The 17,974-nt window shown below is 61.8% G+C and carries 15 protein-coding genes; 12 read left to right on the top strand and 3 right to left on the bottom strand.

Going from position 1 to position 17,974, the window contains the following annotated elements; genetic code table 11:
• Positions 1-46: 46 nt before the first annotated feature.
• Positions 47-1,069: a zinc-dependent alcohol dehydrogenase family protein gene (locus tag PZN02_RS10885; RefSeq protein WP_280658017.1), complete on the bottom strand. Its 1,023-nt coding sequence runs from the start codon at positions 1,067-1,069 to the stop codon at positions 47-49.
• Positions 1,070-1,175: 106 nt separating this feature from the next.
• Here PZN02_RS10885 and PZN02_RS10880 point away from each other — a divergent pair, with 106 nt between their 5' ends.
• Both PZN02_RS10880 and PZN02_RS10875 read left to right on the top strand, forming a co-directional pair.
• A complete protein-coding gene (locus PZN02_RS10880; protein ID WP_280658016.1) occupies positions 1,176-2,075 on the top strand; it encodes a LysR family transcriptional regulator in 900 nt (299 codons plus the stop codon).
• A 153-nt stretch (positions 2,076-2,228) separates the two neighbouring features.
• Entirely contained in the window at positions 2,229-3,902 is a 1,674-nt protein-coding gene (locus PZN02_RS10875) for an adenylate/guanylate cyclase domain-containing protein (protein WP_280658015.1), read from the top strand.
• 28 nt (positions 3,903-3,930) lie between these two features.
• Here the strand turns inward: PZN02_RS10875 and rutR are convergent, their stop codons facing one another.
• Positions 3,931-4,602 (bottom strand): HTH-type transcriptional regulator RutR, encoded by a 672-nt coding sequence (rutR, locus tag PZN02_RS10870; RefSeq protein WP_280658014.1) that lies wholly within the window; start codon positions 4,600-4,602, stop codon positions 3,931-3,933.
• Between the two features lie 306 nt (positions 4,603-4,908).
• On the opposite strand from rutR, the gene PZN02_RS10865 reads away from it, so the two are divergent.
• Positions 4,909-6,159, top strand: coding sequence for a Zn-dependent hydrolase (locus PZN02_RS10865; RefSeq protein ID WP_280658013.1), 1,251 nt, complete (start codon positions 4,909-4,911; stop codon positions 6,157-6,159).
• Between the two features lie 80 nt (positions 6,160-6,239).
• Positions 6,240-7,694: a dihydropyrimidinase gene (hydA, locus tag PZN02_RS10860; protein ID WP_280658012.1), complete on the top strand. Its 1,455-nt coding sequence runs from the start codon at positions 6,240-6,242 to the stop codon at positions 7,692-7,694.
• 58 nt (positions 7,695-7,752) lie between these two features.
• Here the strand turns inward: hydA and PZN02_RS10855 are convergent, their stop codons facing one another.
• Entirely contained in the window at positions 7,753-8,166 is a 414-nt protein-coding gene (locus PZN02_RS10855; RefSeq protein WP_280658011.1) for a cupin domain-containing protein, read from the bottom strand.
• A gap of 112 nt (positions 8,167-8,278) precedes the next feature.
• Between PZN02_RS10855 and PZN02_RS10850 the strand changes: the two genes are divergently transcribed.
• The 8 genes from PZN02_RS10850 to PZN02_RS10815 all read left to right on the top strand — a co-directional run bounded on the left by PZN02_RS10850 (position 8,279) and on the right by PZN02_RS10815 (position 17,868).
• Complete coding sequence (locus PZN02_RS10850) at positions 8,279-9,070, top strand: ABC transporter ATP-binding protein (protein ID WP_280658010.1); 792 nt, start codon at positions 8,279-8,281, stop codon at positions 9,068-9,070.
• Complete coding sequence (locus PZN02_RS10845; protein WP_280658009.1) at positions 9,060-9,539, top strand: GNAT family N-acetyltransferase; 480 nt, start codon at positions 9,060-9,062, stop codon at positions 9,537-9,539. The genes PZN02_RS10850 and PZN02_RS10845 overlap by 11 nt, the downstream gene beginning before the upstream one ends.
• Entirely contained in the window at positions 9,536-9,871 is a 336-nt protein-coding gene (locus PZN02_RS10840) for a hypothetical protein (RefSeq protein WP_225170323.1), read from the top strand. Before PZN02_RS10845 ends, PZN02_RS10840 begins: the two co-directional genes overlap by 4 nt.
• Before the next feature lie 2 nt (positions 9,872-9,873).
• Positions 9,874-10,758 carry an ABC transporter permease gene (locus PZN02_RS10835; RefSeq protein WP_280658008.1) on the top strand — a complete coding sequence of 295 codons (885 nt, stop codon included), beginning with the start codon at positions 9,874-9,876 and terminating at the stop codon, positions 10,756-10,758.
• On the top strand, positions 10,755-11,624 hold the full coding sequence (locus PZN02_RS10830; RefSeq protein WP_280658007.1) for an ABC transporter permease: 870 nt from the start codon (positions 10,755-10,757) through the stop codon (positions 11,622-11,624). Before PZN02_RS10835 ends, PZN02_RS10830 begins: the two co-directional genes overlap by 4 nt.
• A 149-nt stretch (positions 11,625-11,773) precedes the next feature.
• Positions 11,774-12,766: an ABC transporter substrate-binding protein gene (locus tag PZN02_RS10825; protein ID WP_280658006.1), complete on the top strand. Its 993-nt coding sequence runs from the start codon at positions 11,774-11,776 to the stop codon at positions 12,764-12,766.
• A gap of 585 nt (positions 12,767-13,351) precedes the next feature.
• Positions 13,352-14,539: an efflux RND transporter periplasmic adaptor subunit gene (locus PZN02_RS10820; protein WP_280658005.1), complete on the top strand. Its 1,188-nt coding sequence runs from the start codon at positions 13,352-13,354 to the stop codon at positions 14,537-14,539.
• 14 nt (positions 14,540-14,553) lie between these two features.
• The gene (locus PZN02_RS10815; RefSeq protein WP_280658004.1) at positions 14,554-17,868 is read left to right on the top strand and encodes an efflux RND transporter permease subunit; all 3,315 of its coding nucleotides are present in this window, start codon (positions 14,554-14,556) and stop codon (positions 17,866-17,868) included.
• Positions 17,869-17,974 lie beyond the last annotated feature (106 nt).

Raw genomic sequence — 17,974 nt, 5'->3', positions numbered from 1 at the left:
GGAAGGCCGCTGGAGGTCACCGGCGGCCCTCTGCTTGAGTACGGCGTCAGAACTCTATCACCACCTTGCCGAAAGAACCGCGATCGAGATGCGCGAACGCTTCACGGAATTCGGCGAACGTGTATCGCTTGTCGATGACCGGCTTCAGTCCTATGCGGTCGACCGCGCCGACGAAATCTTCGAGCGCCCGGCGATGTCCCACGCTGATGCCCTGTAGCACCGGGGATTTCAAAAGCAGCGGCGCCGCCGGCCCTGAAATTTCAAAGCCTTCCAACACGCCGATCACGGAAATGCGCCCATCCGCCGCAACGGCTCTCAACGACTGACCAAGGCCAGCGCCGCCGGCGATTTCCAGAATGTGGTCCGCGCCATGATCTGCGGTCAGTTCATAGACCCGCTCGACCCAATCCTCCGATTTGCGATTGATGCCGTGGTCGGCGCCAAGTGCCAGCGCCCGGGCGAGCTTTTCCTGGCTCCCCGACGTGACGATCACCTCCGCGCCGTTCGCCTTGGCGATCTGCAGTCCGAAGAGGGCGACGCCACCCGTTCCCTGGACGACGACGCGATCGCCGGGTCTGAGACGGCCCTTCTCCATCAGCGCGAACCAGGCGGTGAGGCCGGCGCATGGGAGCGTGCTCGCCTCGGCTGCATCGAGGCTCTTCGGCGCGGCGACGAACCAGTCTTCAGGGAACGCGACATATTCCGACATGACGCCCGGATGCACGCCGCCAAGCGTCGCGTAGGAAGGCGCCCTGCCGCTTCCCGGCCGCAAGCCGTCGAGCCAGCCGGGGTGGAAGGTCGAGATGACGCGGCCGCCGGGCCTGAAGCGCGTCACGCCTTTACCCACGTTTTCAACAACCCCACTCATGTCGGAGGCCGGCACGAAAGGGAAGTCAAGATCCAGTCCCATGGCGGTTTCAAGCATCAGCTTGTCGCGATAATTGAGCGACACGGCCGTCGTCCGGACGAGCACATCACGGTCACCGATATCCGGCACAGGACGTTCGGCGATCTTGAGATTTTGCGGGCCGATCGCGTCGATGCTCCATTCCCTCATCCATTTCGTCATGATCATTCCTTTCACGTGAAGAGTGATGGGACGAGCATAGTGTTGAATTCACATCGCCAGTCGCGATAAGATTTCCCATTATTGGTTCTCAGATGGATACAATCGCGTGGAAAGGCTGAACGGTATTTCCGTATTTGTGGAGGTCGCCGATGCCGGCGGTTTCTCGGCCGCCGCTGAGCGGCTGAACCTTTCCCGCTCCGCCGTCGGCAAGACGGTGGCACGGCTCGAGCAGCGGCTCGGCGTGCGTCTCTTTCATCGCACCACCCGGACGCAGAGCTTGACGGACGAGGGCCAGCTCTTCTACCGGAGCTGCCTGAAGGCGCTTGACGAAGTCCGGAACGCTGAGGCTGTACTTGAATCCGGCAAGCAGGAAATTCGCGGCCGGCTGCGTATTTCGATGCCTGTCCTCTTCGGCCGCCAATGCGTGGCACCGCTACTGCACGACCTGCTTCGTGCGCATCCGCGTCTGGAGTTCGATCTTTCCTTCAACGACCGCGTTGTCGATCTCCTCGACGAGGGTTTCGATCTCGCCATCCGCAACGGTTCCGCGGGCACTGACCCGGGCCTCATGGCACGCGCGATCGCCGATCAGCGCATGACGGTCTGCGCGGCGCCCGCCTATCTCGAAGCACACGGCACACCGACAAGCCTCGGTGACCTCGCCATGCATGATGCCGTTGTCTACGCGCGGAGCGGACACCAGCGCCCGTGGTCCTTTCCAGTCAAGGGGAATACGACCGAAGACGTGACGCCGAAGACTCGTTTGCGGCTGGACGATCTTGCCGCGATCGCCGATGCCGCTGCCGATGGCCTCGGCCTTGCCTGGCTGCCATGCTGGCTGGTGCGCGACCGCGTGCAGCGCGGCCAACTCGTGCGGGTGCTTACGGATCGACCCGGTCTAATCTTCAGGGCTTACGCGGTCTGGCCGCAAACACAGCTTATGCTGCCAAAACTCCGGGTGGTGATCGATAAACTCGCGGAGCGGCTACCCCGCATCATGGAATAGGATCTGGAGCCGGTCGAACGCCAATGACACGGCACAAGTCACGAAAACGAAACAGTTTGTGTCGAAAACGTAAGTTGTCGGTATCCGCGATCTGGTTAATAAGAACCGCATCAGCAATGGCCGGCCAGAGCCGGCAAATACCGGGCAGAGTGCTTGACGATTTTTTCCACCAGCGCACGCAAGAAGACACATCTGGTCTCGGGGGCGGTGCTCGGCACATTCATCCTCTGCCATTTCTTCAATCATTCCCTCGGCCTGATCTCCATCGACGCCATGGAAGCCGGCAGGCGGACGTTCAATCTCCTTTGGCACAGCGTACCCGGGACAATACTGCTCTACGGCGCATTGCTCCTGCATTTCATGATAGCGCTCGACAGCCTCTACCGGCGGCAGACGCTCAGAATGCCCGCCCGCGAGGCGTTCAAAATCGTCTTCGGTCTCATCTTGCCGTTTATGTTGATGGCGCATGTGGTCGCCGCCCGGGTGGAACCGATCTTCTCCGGGATCGAAGCGACTTATCCCGAAATCCTCCGAACGCTCTGGTCGAGTTCCATCAACACCACCCGGCAAACGGCGGCGCTTCTCCTCGCCTGGGGCCATGGATGTCTCGGCGCCTGGTTCTGGATGCGCGGTCGAGCTTGGTTTCCGCGTTATGAGATCCTGCTCTACACGGTTGCGCTGCTCGTCCCGATCTTCGCGCTGCTCGGTTTCGTCAATGGGGCGCGATCGCTTGAGCGCGTCTATACGGAACATGGCGGCTATGGCGACACGGCTTACGTCAGTCAGAAACCGCGGGTCGATGCGACGCTCATGGAAAATATCCGCTTGGCTCTCTACGCCGGTTTCGGTGGCCTGATCGCCGGTACTTTCGCCCTTCGCGCGCTGCCGAAGCGCGGGCGCATCCGCGTCCGTTATCCCGACGGCCGTGTCGCGTCCGTCGGCCTTGGTTTCAGCGTGCTGGAGGCAAGCCGCGCCGCCGGTGTTCCCCATGTCTCGGTCTGCGGCGGACGTGGCCGCTGCTCGACCTGCCGGGTCCGCGTGATCCAGGGCCTGGAGGGTCAACCGGGACCGGAGGCCGCCGAACGGGCGACGTTGACCCGGATCGGCGCGCCGGAAAATGTGCGGCTTGCCTGCCAGTTCCGGCCGGTTCACAGCGTCACCGTGGTCCCCATTCTCGATACCGACAGCCTGGGGATAAAGAAGCAACTCGCCCAGCAGGACGGCGAGGGCCGCGAGCGCCGGATCGCCGTGCTCTTCTGCGATCTGCGTGATTTCACCCGCATCGCCGAACACAGACTGCCTTTCGATACGGTGTTCCTGCTCAACCGCTACTTCGAGATGGTCGGCGAAGCGGTCGAAAGCTCGGGCGGCGTGATCGACAAGTTCATCGGCGACGGTGCACTCGCGATCTTCGGGCTGAAGACCCCGTTCCAGGAAGCATGCCTTCAGTCACTGTCGGCCGCAGTCCGTTTGTCCAAGGGAATCCAGGCTCTCAATCAGACATTCTACGGCGAACTTGAACAACCGCTGCGACTGGCGATCGGCCTGCACGCAGGCCCGGCGATCATCGGCGAGATGGGCTATGGCCGGGCGACCTCGCTGACGGCGGTCGGCGATACGATCAACATCGCGAGTCGACTCGAAGGGCTGGCGAAGGAGCATGATGCCGAACTCGCGGTTTCGGTCGAACTCGTCCGTCGCGCCGGCCTCAACCTCGAAGGCAACATACGCCTCGACATTGGCCTGCGCGGCCGGCAGGCGACGCTTGAGACCTGGATCCTCGGCAGCGCCACGCAGCTTTCCGAAGTGCTGCCGGCGCCGAGTTAACCGCCCCTCAGGGTTCGATCGAGAGGACTTATGCCTCCTCAGTGTAATCCGACGACGGTTGCTCGCGGACCTGCAGGCCGTCGACGAACAGTCGCTCAAGAAAGCGTGCGGCATCCTCGAAGCGCCCGTCGCCGGCATTCTCCTGGCCGAGCACGGCACGGACCTGCACATCGAAGTCGGCGTAGTGTTGCGTCGTCGACCAGATTGCGAAGATCAGGTGATAGGGATCGCACTTGGCGATCTTGCCGGCCTTTGCCCATGCGCGGATGACCTCGGCCTTCTCGTCGACGAGCTCCTTCAGCGGGCCTTTCAACTCGTCCTCTATGTGCGGCGCGCCCTGCAGCACCTCATTGGCGAACAGCCGGCTTTCACGCGGGAAATCGCGCGCCATTTCCAGCTTCCGCCGGATGTAGCTGCGGATTTCGGCGACCGGGTTTCCCTCGGCGTTGAACTCGCGGAGCGGATCGAGCCAGGTGTCGAGCACGCGGTCGATCAGCGCGCGATGCATCGCCTCCTTGGTGCGGAAATAATAGAGCAGATTCGGCTTCGACATGCCCGCCACTTCGGCGATCTGATCGATGGTCGAGCCGCGAAAGCCATGGGCAGAAAAGACCTCCAGCGCCGCCTCGAGGATCTGCTCCTCCTTCTCCTCCTGGATGCGTGTACGCCTCTGGGTCTTGGCCGCTCTTGGAAGTACCATCTTGCCCCCTGCCCGCTGCTTGCGCACAACGACACTCGCGCGCAGACGCACAAAATCGTTGCAGCACCTCGAATTGCCCAAAATTCGGACGCGCCATCTTTTTGGGCAACAACTCCGATTTTTTGTTTTTCCGGCTTGAGTGCCGCCACGGAAGTTGTAATGTTTACCAACCGGTCAAATTATCAGCCAGTTTGCCGACAAAGGCAACGGCTGATCGAAAGGCACCAAAAAACAAAGCCTAGATTTGACCGGCGGGAACATGAGGGCTGCGCCGCAAGGGGCAAACCGAAAAACGAGGAGGACGCCATGGCAGCACCTGGCGAGAACATGCGCGTCAACGCTGACCGCCTGTGGGATTCGTTGATGGATATGGCAAAGATCGGCCCCGGCGTCGCCGGTGGCAACAATCGCCAGACATTGACGGACGAAGACGGCGAGGCTCGTCGGCTTTTCCAGTCCTGGTGCGAGGCGGCGGGCCTTACCATGGGCGTCGACAAGATGGGGACCATGTTTTTCACGCGCCCCGGCACCGATCCAGACGCCCTGCCCGTGCATATCGGCTCCCATCTCGACACGCAGCCGACCGGCGGCAAATTCGACGGCGTGCTCGGCGTACTAAGTGGGCTCGAGGTCGTCCGCACGATGAACGATCTCGGCATCCGCACCAAGCATCCGATCGTGGTGACGAACTGGACCAATGAAGAGGGTGCGCGTTTCGCCCCTGCGATGATCGCCTCCGGCGTCTTTGCCGGCGCTCTCACACTTGATTACGCCTATGCCCGCAAGGATCCCGAGGGCAAGACTTTCGGCGACGAACTGAAGCGCATCGGCTGGCTCGGCAACGAGGAAGTTGGCGCGCGCAAGATGCACGCCTATTTCGAATATCACATCGAACAGGGACCGATCCTTGAGGCCGAGAACAAGCAGATCGGCGTCGTCACGCACTGTCAGGGCCTGTGGTGGCTGGAAGTCACGCTCACGGGCCGGGAGGCGCACACCGGATCGACGCCGATGAATATGCGCCTCAATGCCGGCCTCGCCATGGCGCGGATCTTGGAAATGGTCCAGAATGTTGCCATGGAAAACCAGCCGGGCGCGGTCGGCGGCGTCGGTCAGGTGTTCTTCTCACCCAATTCGCGCAATGTGCTGCCGGGCAAGGTCGTCTTCACGATCGACATCCGTTCGCCCGACCAGGCCAAGCTCGACGGCATGCGCGCGCGGATCGAGGCCAAAGCGCCGAAGATCGCTGAGGCGCTGGGTGTCGGCTGTTCGATCGAGGCGGTCGGCCATTTCGATCCCGTGACCTTCGATCCTAAACTGGTCGCGACAGTGCGCGGCGCCGCGGAGAAGCTCGGCTACAGCCACATGAATCTCATCTCGGGCGCCGGCCATGATGCCTGCTGGGCCGCGAAGGTCGCGCCGACCACGATGATCATGTGCCCCTGCGTCGGCGGCCTCAGCCACAACGAGGCGGAAGACATCTCCAAGGAGTGGGCCTCCGCGGGGGCCGATGTCCTCTTCCGCGCCGTGATCGAAACGGCCGAAATCGTAAAGTGACAGTGTGGGCGGGACGACGGTTCCGCCCTTTTTCTTGGCGCTTCAGGCGGCCGAAACACAATCGCAAGGGAACACGAGCAATGAGCACTGTGATCAAGGGTGGAACCATCGTCACGGCTGACCTCACCTACAAGGCCGACGTCAAGGTCGAGGGCGGCAAGATCGTCGAGATCGGTCCGAACCTCTCCGGCACCGAGACGCTGGATGCGACCGGCTGCTTTGTCATGCCCGGCGGCATCGACCCGCACACCCACCTCGAAATGCCCTTCATGGGCACCTATTCCTCGGACGATTTCGAAAGCGGCACACGTGCGGCACTCGCAGGCGGCACGACCATGGTCGTCGATTTCGCGCTCCCCTCGCCCGGTCAGTCGCTCTTGGAAGCGCTCACCATGTGGGACAACAAGTCGACACGCGCCAATTGCGACTATTCCTTCCACATGGCGATCACCTGGTGGGGTGAGCAGGTCTTCAACGAGATGGAGACGATCGTCAAGGACAAGGGCATCAACACCTTCAAGCACTTCATGGCCTATAAGGGCGCACTGATGGTGGATGACGACGAGATGTTCTCCTCGTTCCAGCGCTGCGCCGGGCTTGGTGCCCTGCCGCTTGTCCACGCCGAAAACGGCGACGTCGTAGCTCAGTTGCAGGCGAAGCTGCTCGCCGAAGGCAACAACGGCCCCGAGGCCCACGCCTATTCTCGGCCGGCCGAAGTCGAAGGCGAGGCAACCAACCGCGCGATCATGATCGCCGACATGGCCGGCTGTCCGGTCTACATCGTCCACACCTCCTGCGAGCAGGCGCACGAGGCGATCCGGCGCGCCCGCGCCAAGGGCATGCGCGTCTTCGGCGAGCCGCTGATCCAGCACCTGACGCTCGATGAAAGCGAATATTTCAACAAGGATTGGGACCACGCGGCACGTCGGGTGATGTCACCGCCCTTCCGTAACAAGCAGCATCAGGACAGCCTCTGGGCCGGGCTTGCCTCAGGCTCGCTTCAGGTGGTGGCGACAGACCATTGCGCCTTCACGACGGCGCAGAAACGCTTCGGCGTCGGTGATTTCACCAAGATCCCGAACGGCACCGGTGGTCTCGAAGACCGGATGCCGATGCTGTGGACCCACGGCGTCGCCACCGGTCGCATCACCATGAACGAATTCGTCGCGGTCACCTCGACCAACATCGCCAAGATCCTCAACATCTATCCGAAGAAGGGCGCGATCCTGGTGGGTAGCGATGCCGACCTAGTCGTCTGGGATCCGAAGCGCTCGAAGACGATCTCGTCCAAGACCCAGCAATCGTCGATCGACTACAACGTCTTCGAGGGCAAGACCGTGACGGGACTACCTCGCTTCACGCTCAGCCGCGGTGTCGTTTCGATTGAGGAAGGCACGGTGAAGACGCAGGAAGGCCACGGAGAATTCGTCAAGCGCGATCCCTTCCCCGCTGTCAGCACGGCCTTGACCACATGGAAGGAAGTGACGGCGCCGCGGGCCGTACAGCGCACCGGCATCCCGGCAAGCGGGGTTTGACGCACTCCATATGCCGCATCCGTCATACATTTCTCGGGCAAGGTCGCTTTTCGGAGCGCTAGGCCGGTACCAACGCATCGAGTTCGGGCAGCAGCACGACGCTTTCCTGTTCCTTCGGATCTGTCCGGGCGATCACTGCCGAGCAGGGTTTGTCGGAGAGATTGGCGGGCAGGTGCGGCACGCCGGCCGGGATGTAGAACATCTCGCCCGCCTTGACGATCACATGTTCTTCGAGCCGGTCGCCGAACCAGGTATGGGCCTCGCCGGCAAGAATGTAGATCGCGGTCTCATGGCTTTCATGCAGATGCGCCTTGGCACGCGCGCCAGGCGGGATCGTCAGGAGATGCATGCAAATGCCCTTCGAGCCGACCGTTTCCGCGGCGATCCCCTCGAAATAGGTGAGCCCTTGCTTGCCGGCATAGGTGTCACCCGGACGAACCACGCGACAGCCAGAATTGGATGATCGAGACATGAACGCTCTCCAGAATTCGCTGAAAAAACCGCAACAGACGACATCGGCGGCATTGCATGTTGCAGGTTCGGATAGCAGTCTGCCACAGACAAGCCACAATGAGAATCCGCCCATGACATCCAATTCTGCCTCCGTGGTCTCGGCTCGGGATCTCGGCCTCACGTTCCAGACCAGTGACGGGCCGGTCAATGCGCTGACGGGCGTGAACCTCGATGTGGTCAAGGGCGATTTCGTTTCCTTCATCGGCCCGTCCGGATGCGGCAAGACGACATTCCTGCGGGTCATCGCCGACCTCGAGAAACCGACCTCCGGCGCCATCACGGTCAACGGCATGACGCCGGAACAAGCCCGCCGGCATCGCGCCTACGGCTATGTTTTCCAGGCGGCGGCACTTTACCCCTGGCGCACGATCGAAAAAAACATCGCCCTGCCGCTCGAAATCATGGGCTATTCGAAGGATGAGCGGAGAGCACGGATCGAGCGCACGCTCGAACTCGTCAACCTCTCGGGCTTCGGCAAGAAATATCCCTGGCAGCTTTCCGGCGGCATGCAGCAGCGCGCCTCGATCGCCCGCGCGCTTGCCTTCGACGCCGATCTGCTGCTGATGGACGAACCGTTCGGCGCCCTCGACGAGATCGTCCGCGATCACCTGAACGAGCAGCTTCTGAAGCTCTGGGCGCGCACCAACAAGACGATCTGTTTCGTCACCCATTCGATTCCGGAGGCGGTCTACCTCTCGACCAAGATCGTCGTCATGAGCCCGCGCCCGGGCCGCGTGACCGACATCATCGAATCCACTCTCCCGCGGGAGCGGCCGCTCGGCATCCGTGAGACGCCCGAGTTCCTGGAAATCGCCCACCGCGTCCGCGAGGGTTTGAGAGCGGGGCATAGCTATGATGAGTAGCTGTTCCGCCAACATCACGTGCCGGGACGCAGTCATCGCGGATATGACGGCATGTGCCGGTATTCTCAACCGCTGGATCGATGCTACGGCTTGGATGCCGAGGGTGCATGCTGCAACCGACGTGGAGCGGCATTACCGGGAAACTGTCTTCGCGGACCGCGCGATCATCGTTGCAGACCGCGAGGGTGAAGTCGTTGGCTTTCTCGCCCAATCACCGGAGGCCTACGTCACGGCGCTCTACGTTGATGAACGCCATCGAAGGGGCGGTGTCGGCGCCCGGCTGCTGCGCGAGGCAAAGAAACGCGCACCGGACGAGCTCAACCTGTGGACTTTCGAGCGTAACGCGGACGCACATCGCTTCTATGAGCGCGAAGGCTTCGTCGCAGTGGGGAGAACGGACGGCGAGAACGAGGAAGGTTTGCCCGACATACTCTACCGCTGGCATGCCGCCGGAGGTGAGCGCTCATGAACCCCGCCTACGTTCTGTGGCTTCTCCTTGCCACTTTCATTTTCCTTGGCGGCGCGACCGCATCGCGCGCCTACGTTTCCAGCAACAGCATTCCCGTGCTGCTGCTCGCTCTTGGGCTCTATGTGATCGGCAACCTGATCATGGTGAAGCTCATGCGCGAGGGAGGCCTGGGGCTCGCCATTTCGCTGTCGGCCGTTGTGCAGTTGGTGCTCGTCAACCTCATTGCCTTCACACTCTTCGGCGAGAAACTGAGCACGACGCAGATGGCGGGCGTGCTGCTCGGAATCGCCGCGATGGGGCTGATGCTGCTGCCGACGAGCGGAAGGGCCTGACCATGCGCGACCAAAGCTTTCTCAAGGACAAGCTGCTGCCGATCAGCACCGTCGTCTTGCTATTGATCGCCGTCTGGTATGTGGCCGCCATTTACCTCAACGCGCCCTTCGAGCGCGATACGGCCGCGCGCGCCAGAACCGAAATCGGCTTCTCCGAAATCGTCCGGAACACGATGGTGCAGGAGCGGCCCGTCCTGCCCGCGCCTCATCAGGTCGTGGCCGAAATCTGGGATACGACCGTCAACAAGGCGATCACGTCGAAGCGGAGCCTCATCTATCACGCCTGGATCACGCTGTCCGCGACGCTGCTCGGCTTCGGCATCGGCGCCGCGCTCGGCGTCCTTCTCGCCGTCGGCATCGTTCACAACCGTGCGATGGACAGGTCCTTGATGCCGTGGGTGATCGCCAGCCAGACCATCCCAATCCTTGCGATCGCGCCGATGATCATCGTCGTTCTGAACGCGATCGGCATTGCCGGCCTGCTGCCGAAGGCGCTGATCTCGACGTACCTCTCGTTCTTCCCGGTCGTCGTCGGCATGGTGAAGGGGCTGCGCAGCCCGGAAACGATCCAGCTCGACCTGATGCACACCTATAATGCCTCATCGGCGCAGACCTTCTGGAAGCTGCGCTGGCCATCCTCCATGCCCTACCTCTTCACCTCGCTGAAAGTCGCCGTCGCCATCTCGCTTGTCGGCGCGATCGTCGGAGAGTTGCCGACAGGGGCTGTGGCCGGGCTTGGCGCCCGCCTGCTCGCCGGGTCGTATTACGGTCAGACGGTACAGATCTGGGCGGCTCTGTTTATGGCCGCAGCGCTCGCCGCCGTCCTCGTCATGATCGTCGGCCTGGCGCACACCGCCGTTCTCAAGCGCATGGGAGCCAAGGCATGAATCTTCCCGTTCTCGCCGGAGCCGTGCTCTTCTGGCTCGCTGCCTGGGTCTTAAACGAATGGCTCGTGCGCCAGCACTTTGCGCACCCAACGGCCGCCAACGCCGCGCGTTTTGCCGTTCCCCTCCTCTTCGGCATCACCATTCTCGTGCTTTGGGAGGGCATTGTCCGCGGCTTCGGCATTCCGTCGGTGCTGCTCCCGGCGCCCTCGATGATCTGGCAGCGCCTCATCAACTCACTGCCGACGCTGGCGGCCGATTTCCGGCAGACCTTTCTCAAGGCCGTGCTGATCGGCTATGCGCTCGGCTGCGGCCTCGGCTTCGCCGTGGCGATCCTGATCGATCGCTCTCCTTTCCTGCAGAAAGGCCTGCTGCCTTTCGGCAACTTCGTCTCCGCCCTGCCCGTCATCGGCGTCGCGCCGATCATGGTCATGTGGTTCGGCTTCGACTGGCAGTCGAAGGTTGCCGTCGTCGTCATCATGACTTTCTTCCCGATGCTGGTGAACACGGTTTCCGGTTTGGCGGCGGCCAGCCACATGGAGCGCGACCTGATGCGCACCTACGCGGCCACATGGTGGCAGACGCTCGTCAAGCTGCGCTTGCCGGCCGCCTGGCCTTTCATTTTCAACGCGCTCAAGATTAACTCCACGCTGGCGCTGATCGGCGCCATCGTGGCCGAATTCTTCGGGACGCCCATTGTCGGCATGGGCTTCCGGATCTCCACAGAAGTGGGCCGCATGAACGTCGACATGGTTTGGGCCGAGATCGCCGTTGCGGCGGTGGCTGGCTCCGCCTTCTACGGGGTGGTCGCGCTCGCCGAGCGGGCCGTCACCTTCTGGCATCCGTCCATCCGCAGTGGACGGGCCTAATGCATGTCGCCCGAAAGTGTGCAGCGGTTTCGGGACAACGACATGCATGCAAACAAAGACTTAAAGCGTGTCGTCGGGCCTCTATTGAATGCGACGCGCTTTAAAACGAAGCGACAATGAGAATGAACCAACAATAAGAGGGAACAGACATGAATAAGAAAATTGCGTCTCTGCTTGCTGCAGGCGTCTTTTCGCTTGCCGCCTTCCATGCCAATGCCGCCGAGAAGGTTACGCTGCAACTGAAGTGGGTCACCCAGGCCCAGTTTGCCGGCTACTACGTGGCCAAGGACAAAGGCTTCTACGAGGAAGAGGGCCTCGACGTCGATATCAAGCCCGGCGGCCCAGATATCGCGCCGGCACAGGTGATCGCCGGCGGCGGAGCCGACGTCATCGTCGACTGGATGCCATCCGCTCTTGCCACGCGCGAAAAGGGCGTTCCGCTCGTCAACATCGCCCAGCCGTTCAAGCAGTCCGGCATGATGCTGACCTGTCTCAAGGAATCCGGCGTGACGAGCCCTGACGACTTCAAGGGCAAGACGCTCGGCGTCTGGTTCTTCGGCAACGAATATCCGTTCCTCTCCTGGATGTCGCAGTTGAAGATCCCGACGGACGGCGGTCCGGAAGGTGTGACCGTCTTGAAGCAGGGCTTCAACGTCGATCCCCTGATCCAGAAGCAGGCCGCCTGCATCTCCACGATGACCTATAACGAGTATTGGCAGGTGATCGACGCCGGCATCAAGCCGGAAGACCTCGTCACCTTCAAGTACGAGGACCAGGGCGTCGCCACTCTCGAAGACGGTCTCTACGTGCTCGAGGACAAGCTGAAGGACCCGGCCTTCAAGGAGAAGATGGTGAAGTTCGTCCGCGCCTCGATGAAGGGCTGGAAATATGCCGAGGAGAACCCGGACGAGGCTGCCGACATCGTCCTTGAGAACGATTCCACCGGTGCCCAGACGGAAAAGCATCAGAAGCGCATGATGGGCGAAATCGCCAAGCTGACTGCAGGCTCCAACGGCGCCCTCGACGAGGCCGACTTCAAGCGCACCGTCCAGTCGCTGCTCGCCGGCGGCTCCGACCCGGTCATCTCCAAGGAGCCGGAAGGCGCCTGGACGCACGAAGTAACGGACGAAGCGCTCAAGTAAACACGCGGAAACCGATGGAAACTGGAGCGTGCGGCCCCGCCGCGCGCTCTTTTTTGTTCAAGCCGCCCGGCCCAAGATCAGCCGAAGGATTAGACGCACAACGGTCGCTGTAGCGCTTTGAATTATTGGATTTTTTTGGAATTACTGGATGTTTCTGTCCTTAAATCGGCTAAGATTTAGGGAAATATCCAGTAACGTCAAAAAGTCGCGCCGAAGTTGCATCCTTCGCGTACTCGCCATATTGCATTGCGAGCTATACGGGAATAGAAATCTTGAGGCACCATCGCTTCAGTGGCCTTGTAAGCATTTGGCGCGACGATTACATAGGCCAAAGCGTTTTGGTTGAGGCGGGCGCAGGGAGGAAATCGTTTTCTTAAGCTTTGCCCTTTAGGGAACTTTTTCCTGGACTCGATGTATTCGGTTTGAAACCGCCTGCATTGGGAGAAATTTAAGTTTGTGACCATGTCCCGTGGGCCTGGCGAACCGTCGGCGGTGCAGGGAACACAAGAGAATAGCGTGATTTAAGCCAGACCTTCGTCGCTCAAGGCGCGATGTCCGGTATTTCATTTTTAGGAAAACAGGCCGATGGCTCAGAAGCTTCTACCTCTTTTCGGCGCCTGCGCGGCAATGACACTGTGCGCATTTTCCAGCGCCTTCGCCGAAGAGGCCGCCAAGCCGCAACAATCGCAGGCGCTCCCCTCCATCGTCGTTACCGAAGCCGTAGAGCAATCGATCAGTGACCGCGTCATCGCCACCGGCTCCATCGAGGCGGTCGAGGAAACCTATGTTTCGCCGCTGGTCGACGGCCTTTCCATCCGATCTTTGAACGTCGATGTCGGCGACAGGGTCGAAGAAGGCAGCACCCTGGTCGTGCTCAACGACGACGCGCTGCTGTTGCAGAGGAGCCAGCTCGAAGCCAACCTCGCCAAGGCAGAGGCGTCGCTCGCCCAACTGCGCGCCCAGCTTGCCGAAATGACCGCCAATTCGGAAGAGGCGACACGCGTTGCCGATCGTGCCGTGCGGCTGTCTGAGAATGGCACGGTGTCGACTGCCGAGGCGGACCGCTTGAAGGCGCTCGCCGCTGCCGCCCGCGCCCGCGTTCACTCGGCCGAGCAATCGATGAGTGTCGCTACGGCAGACATCAACGTGGTGCAGGCACAGATCGATGACATCGACCTGCGTCTTGCGCGTACCGCTGTGAAGGCCCCCGTCAGCGGCGTGATCTCCGCCAAAAACGCCAAGATCGGCGCCATCGCCAGCGGCAGCGGTGAGCCGCTCTTTGCTATCATCCGCGACGGTGCGATCGAGATGAAGGCGGATGTCGCCGAGGCCGACCTCATCAAACTTGCGGTCGGACAGCCGGCGTCGGTCAGGCTCGCCGGAAGCAGCACCACGATCGAGGGCAAAATCCGGCTGATCGCGCCGACCGTGGACCCTCAGACGCGGCTTGGCGCAGTCGACATTGCTCTCAGCGACACGTCCAAGGCTCGCGCCGGCATGTATGCGAGCGCGGTCATCACCGTCGAACAAAAGCAAACGGTTGTTTTGCCGCAAACGGCCGTTACAGCCGAAGACGGCAAGGCAATCGTCCGCAAGGTCGAAGACGGCGTGGTGCGGCTGGTGCCGGTGGTAACCGGTATCCAGGATGGACAGTTCGTCGAAATCCTTTCCGGCCTCAAGGCAGGAGAACAGGCTGTTGCAAAAGCCGGCGCCTATGTCCGCGACGGCGACCGCATCAACCCGGTCAAATCTGCGCAACCGGCAACCAACTGACGGGAACAGAGACCATGAACTTCTCAGCCTGGTCCATCCGCAATCCGGTCGCGCCGATTCTGGCCTTCTTCGTGCTGGTCGTGCTCGGCTGGCAGTCGTTCAATTCGCTGCCGATCACCCGCTTCCCGAACATCGACGTGCCGATCGTACAGATCGCCGTCACGCAGAGCGGCGCCGCCCCCGCTGAACTCGAAACCCAGGTCACCAAGGAGATCGAGGACGCGGTCGCCGGCGTCTCCGGCGTCGACCACATCCAGTCGACGATCACCGACGGCAGTTCAACCACCGCCGTCATCTTCCGCATGGAGGTGCCGACGACTCAAGCCGTGCAGGACGTCAAGGACGCGATCGACCGCATCCGCAGCGACCTGCCGACCTCGATAGAGGAGCCGATCGTCTCCAAGGTCGACGTCGAAGGCCAGGCGATCCAAACTTTCGCCGTCTCCTCCCCCGGCATGACGCTCGAGGAGCTCTCCTGGTTCGTGGATGACACGATCAAGCGTGCGATCCAGGGCAAGAGCGGCATCGGCCGTGTCGACCGCTATGGCGGCTCCGACCGCGAGGTCCGCATCGAGCTCAATGAAGACCGACTGAACTCCTTCGGCATCACCGCCGCCGATGTCAACAGCCAGCTTCGCCGGATGAACATGGATCTCGGTTCCGGGCGCGGCCAGGTCGGCGGCAGCGAACAGGCGATCCGCACGCTCGGCGACACGCGCGACGTGGCCGAGCTTTCCAATACGATGATTTCGCTCCCGAACGGTCGCTTCGTGCGCCTGTCGAAACTCGGCACGGTGACCGACACCTACGAGGAGCCGAAGTCGTTTGCCCGCTTTAACGGCAACCCGGGCGTCACCTTCGCGGTCTTCCGCTCCAAGGGCGCCAGCGAAGTGACCGTCGCCGAAACGGTCGCCAAGACGCTCGACGAAATCCGGGCGAAGAATCCGGATGTCACTATCGAGATGGTGGACGATTCGGTCTACTTTACCTACGGCAACTACGAGGCCGCCATTCACACGCTGATCGAAGGCGCCCTGCTCGCCGTTCTCGTCGTGATGCTGTTCCTGCGCAACTGGCGCGCAACCCTAATCTCGGCGGTCGCGTTGCCGCTCTCTGCGATTCCAACCTTCTGGGTGATGGAGCTCCTCGGCTTCTCGCTGAACCTCGTCAGCTTCCTCGCGATGACGCTCGCGACCGGTATCCTCGTCGATGATGCGATCGTGGAGATCGAGAACATCGAGCGGCATATCCGCATGGGCAAGTCGCCTTACAAGGCCTCGATCGAGGCGGCGGACGAAATCGGCCTTGCGGTGATCGCCACCACCTTCACCATCATCGCCGTCTTTGTCCCGGTCTCCTTCATGCCGGGCATTCCGGGGCAGTACTTCATCCAGTTCGGCCTGACGGTCGCGGTCTCCGTCTTCTTTTCGCTGCTCGTCGCCCGCCTGATCACGCCGGTGATGGCCGCCTATCTGATGAAGCCGACGGATGTCGGCGGCGGTCACTACAATGGCGACGGCTTCATGATGCGGCAGTACAGCCGCGTCGTGCGCTTCACCACGAAACGCTGGTACACCCGCTATGCCACACTGCTTGCCGCTATCCTCCTCTCGATCGGCTCCGTTTTCGCGCTGATCGTCTTCGTGCCAGGCAGCTTCCTGCCGCCGGAGGACAATTCGCGCGTGAGCCTGTCGATCGAATTGCCGCCGGATGCGATGCTCGAGGATACGGATCGCACAACGACCGAGATCTACAACCGCATAAAGGACATAGACGGCGTCGAAAACGTCTTCGTGCTCGGCGGCGCCTCGCCGAAGGGCGATCTCGAACTGCGGCGCGCCGCAGTCACGGTGCTTCTCAAGAAGCTCGATCACTCCCTCGTCAACAAAGTCGTCAACGACGTCATGGGCCGCACGCCACTTATCGGCAAGTATCTTCCGAAGCTGCCGCCGGCGGGCCGCATCAAGCCGCAATCTGAGATCGAAAGGGAGATATTCGCAAAGCTGCGCTCGATCCCCGACGTTCGCGTCACCAAGCTCAATGACCGTGGCGAGCGCGATCTATCGTTCAACCTGCTTTCCAACAACGACGCAGACCTGGACACGGCGGTCGCGACTCTCGAAGCGAAGCTGCGCAGCGATCCCCTGCTCGCCAATGTCAGCCCCGACGGCGCATTGCCGCGGCCGGAACTGCAGATCCGTCCGCGCGCCGATCAGATGTCCCGCCTCGGCATCACCACGCAGCAGATCTCCGAGGTGATCCGCGTCGCCACAATCGGCGACATCGACGCGCAACTCACCAAGATCGCGCTCGACGGCCGGCTGATCCCGATCCGCGTCCAGCTCAACCGCGATTTCCGCACGGATCTCGCGGCAATCCGCAACCTCAAGGTCCAGACCGCGTCGGGGGCGACCGTTCCGCTTTCGAGCGTCGCGGACATCAACTATTCGGAGGGTCCCAGCTCCATCAAGCGATACGATCGCAACCGCGTCGTGGCGCTCGGTGCCGACCTGCCGATCGGCGTCGCGCTCAACACCGCGTCCGACCGCTTCAAGCAGATCGCGGCCGAAGCCAAGCTGCCCGGGACGGTGGAGTTCCTCGAAAGCGGCGACGCCGAGGTGCAGGCAGAAATGCAGCAGAGCTTCGGCAACGCCATGCTGCTTGGCCTGATGATGGTGCTGGTGGTGCTCATCCTCCTGTTCAAGGACGTGATCCAGCCGTTCACCATCCTGTTCTCGCTGCCGCTCGCAATCGGCGGCGTTGCGGCCGGGCTGATCCTGACCCAGAACGCGCTTTCGATGCCGGTGCTGATCGGTATCCTCATGCTGATGGGTATCGTCACCAAGAACGCGATCCTGCTCGTGGATTTCGGTATCGAGATGATGCATCACGGCATGGACCGCACCATGTCGATGATCGAAGCCGGCCGCAAGCGTGCACGCCCGATCGTCATGACCTCGATCGCCATGTCCGCCGGCATGCTGCCGTCGGCGCTCGGCGTCGGTGAAGGCGGCTCCTTCCGCGCGCCGATGGCGATCGCGGTGATCGGCGGCATCATCGTCTCGACCATCCTCAGCCTCGTCGTGGTTCCCTCATTCTTCCTGATCATGGACGACCTTTCGCGGCTGCTCGCCCGCATCTTCGGCCGCTTCGTCGGCAAGAAAGAGGAGGAGGACCTGCCGCTCGACCGCGAGACACTGACACAGCTCGCCGCCGAACAGGGCGGCACGCTCGAGGAATTGCAGGAGCGCATCAAGGCGCTGGAAGAGCAGCGTGACGACAAGTCCGATCGCAAGGTCATCAACCATCCCGCGCTTGCCGCCGAATAAAACCGCTCCTGCGCCGCAAGACTTAACCTATTGTCCAAAGCCCGCGCCGTCATGCGCGGGCCTTTTTGTGAAAGTTATTTGATCGGGGTCAATTCACGTCTTTCGA

This window comes from Sinorhizobium garamanticum, from assembly GCF_029892065.1.
In the GTDB taxonomy this organism is placed as follows: Bacteria; Pseudomonadota; Alphaproteobacteria; order Rhizobiales; family Rhizobiaceae; genus Sinorhizobium; species Sinorhizobium garamanticum.
Note: the sequence above shows the minus strand (reverse complement) of the source record. Positions and strands in the feature narration are given on the sequence as shown.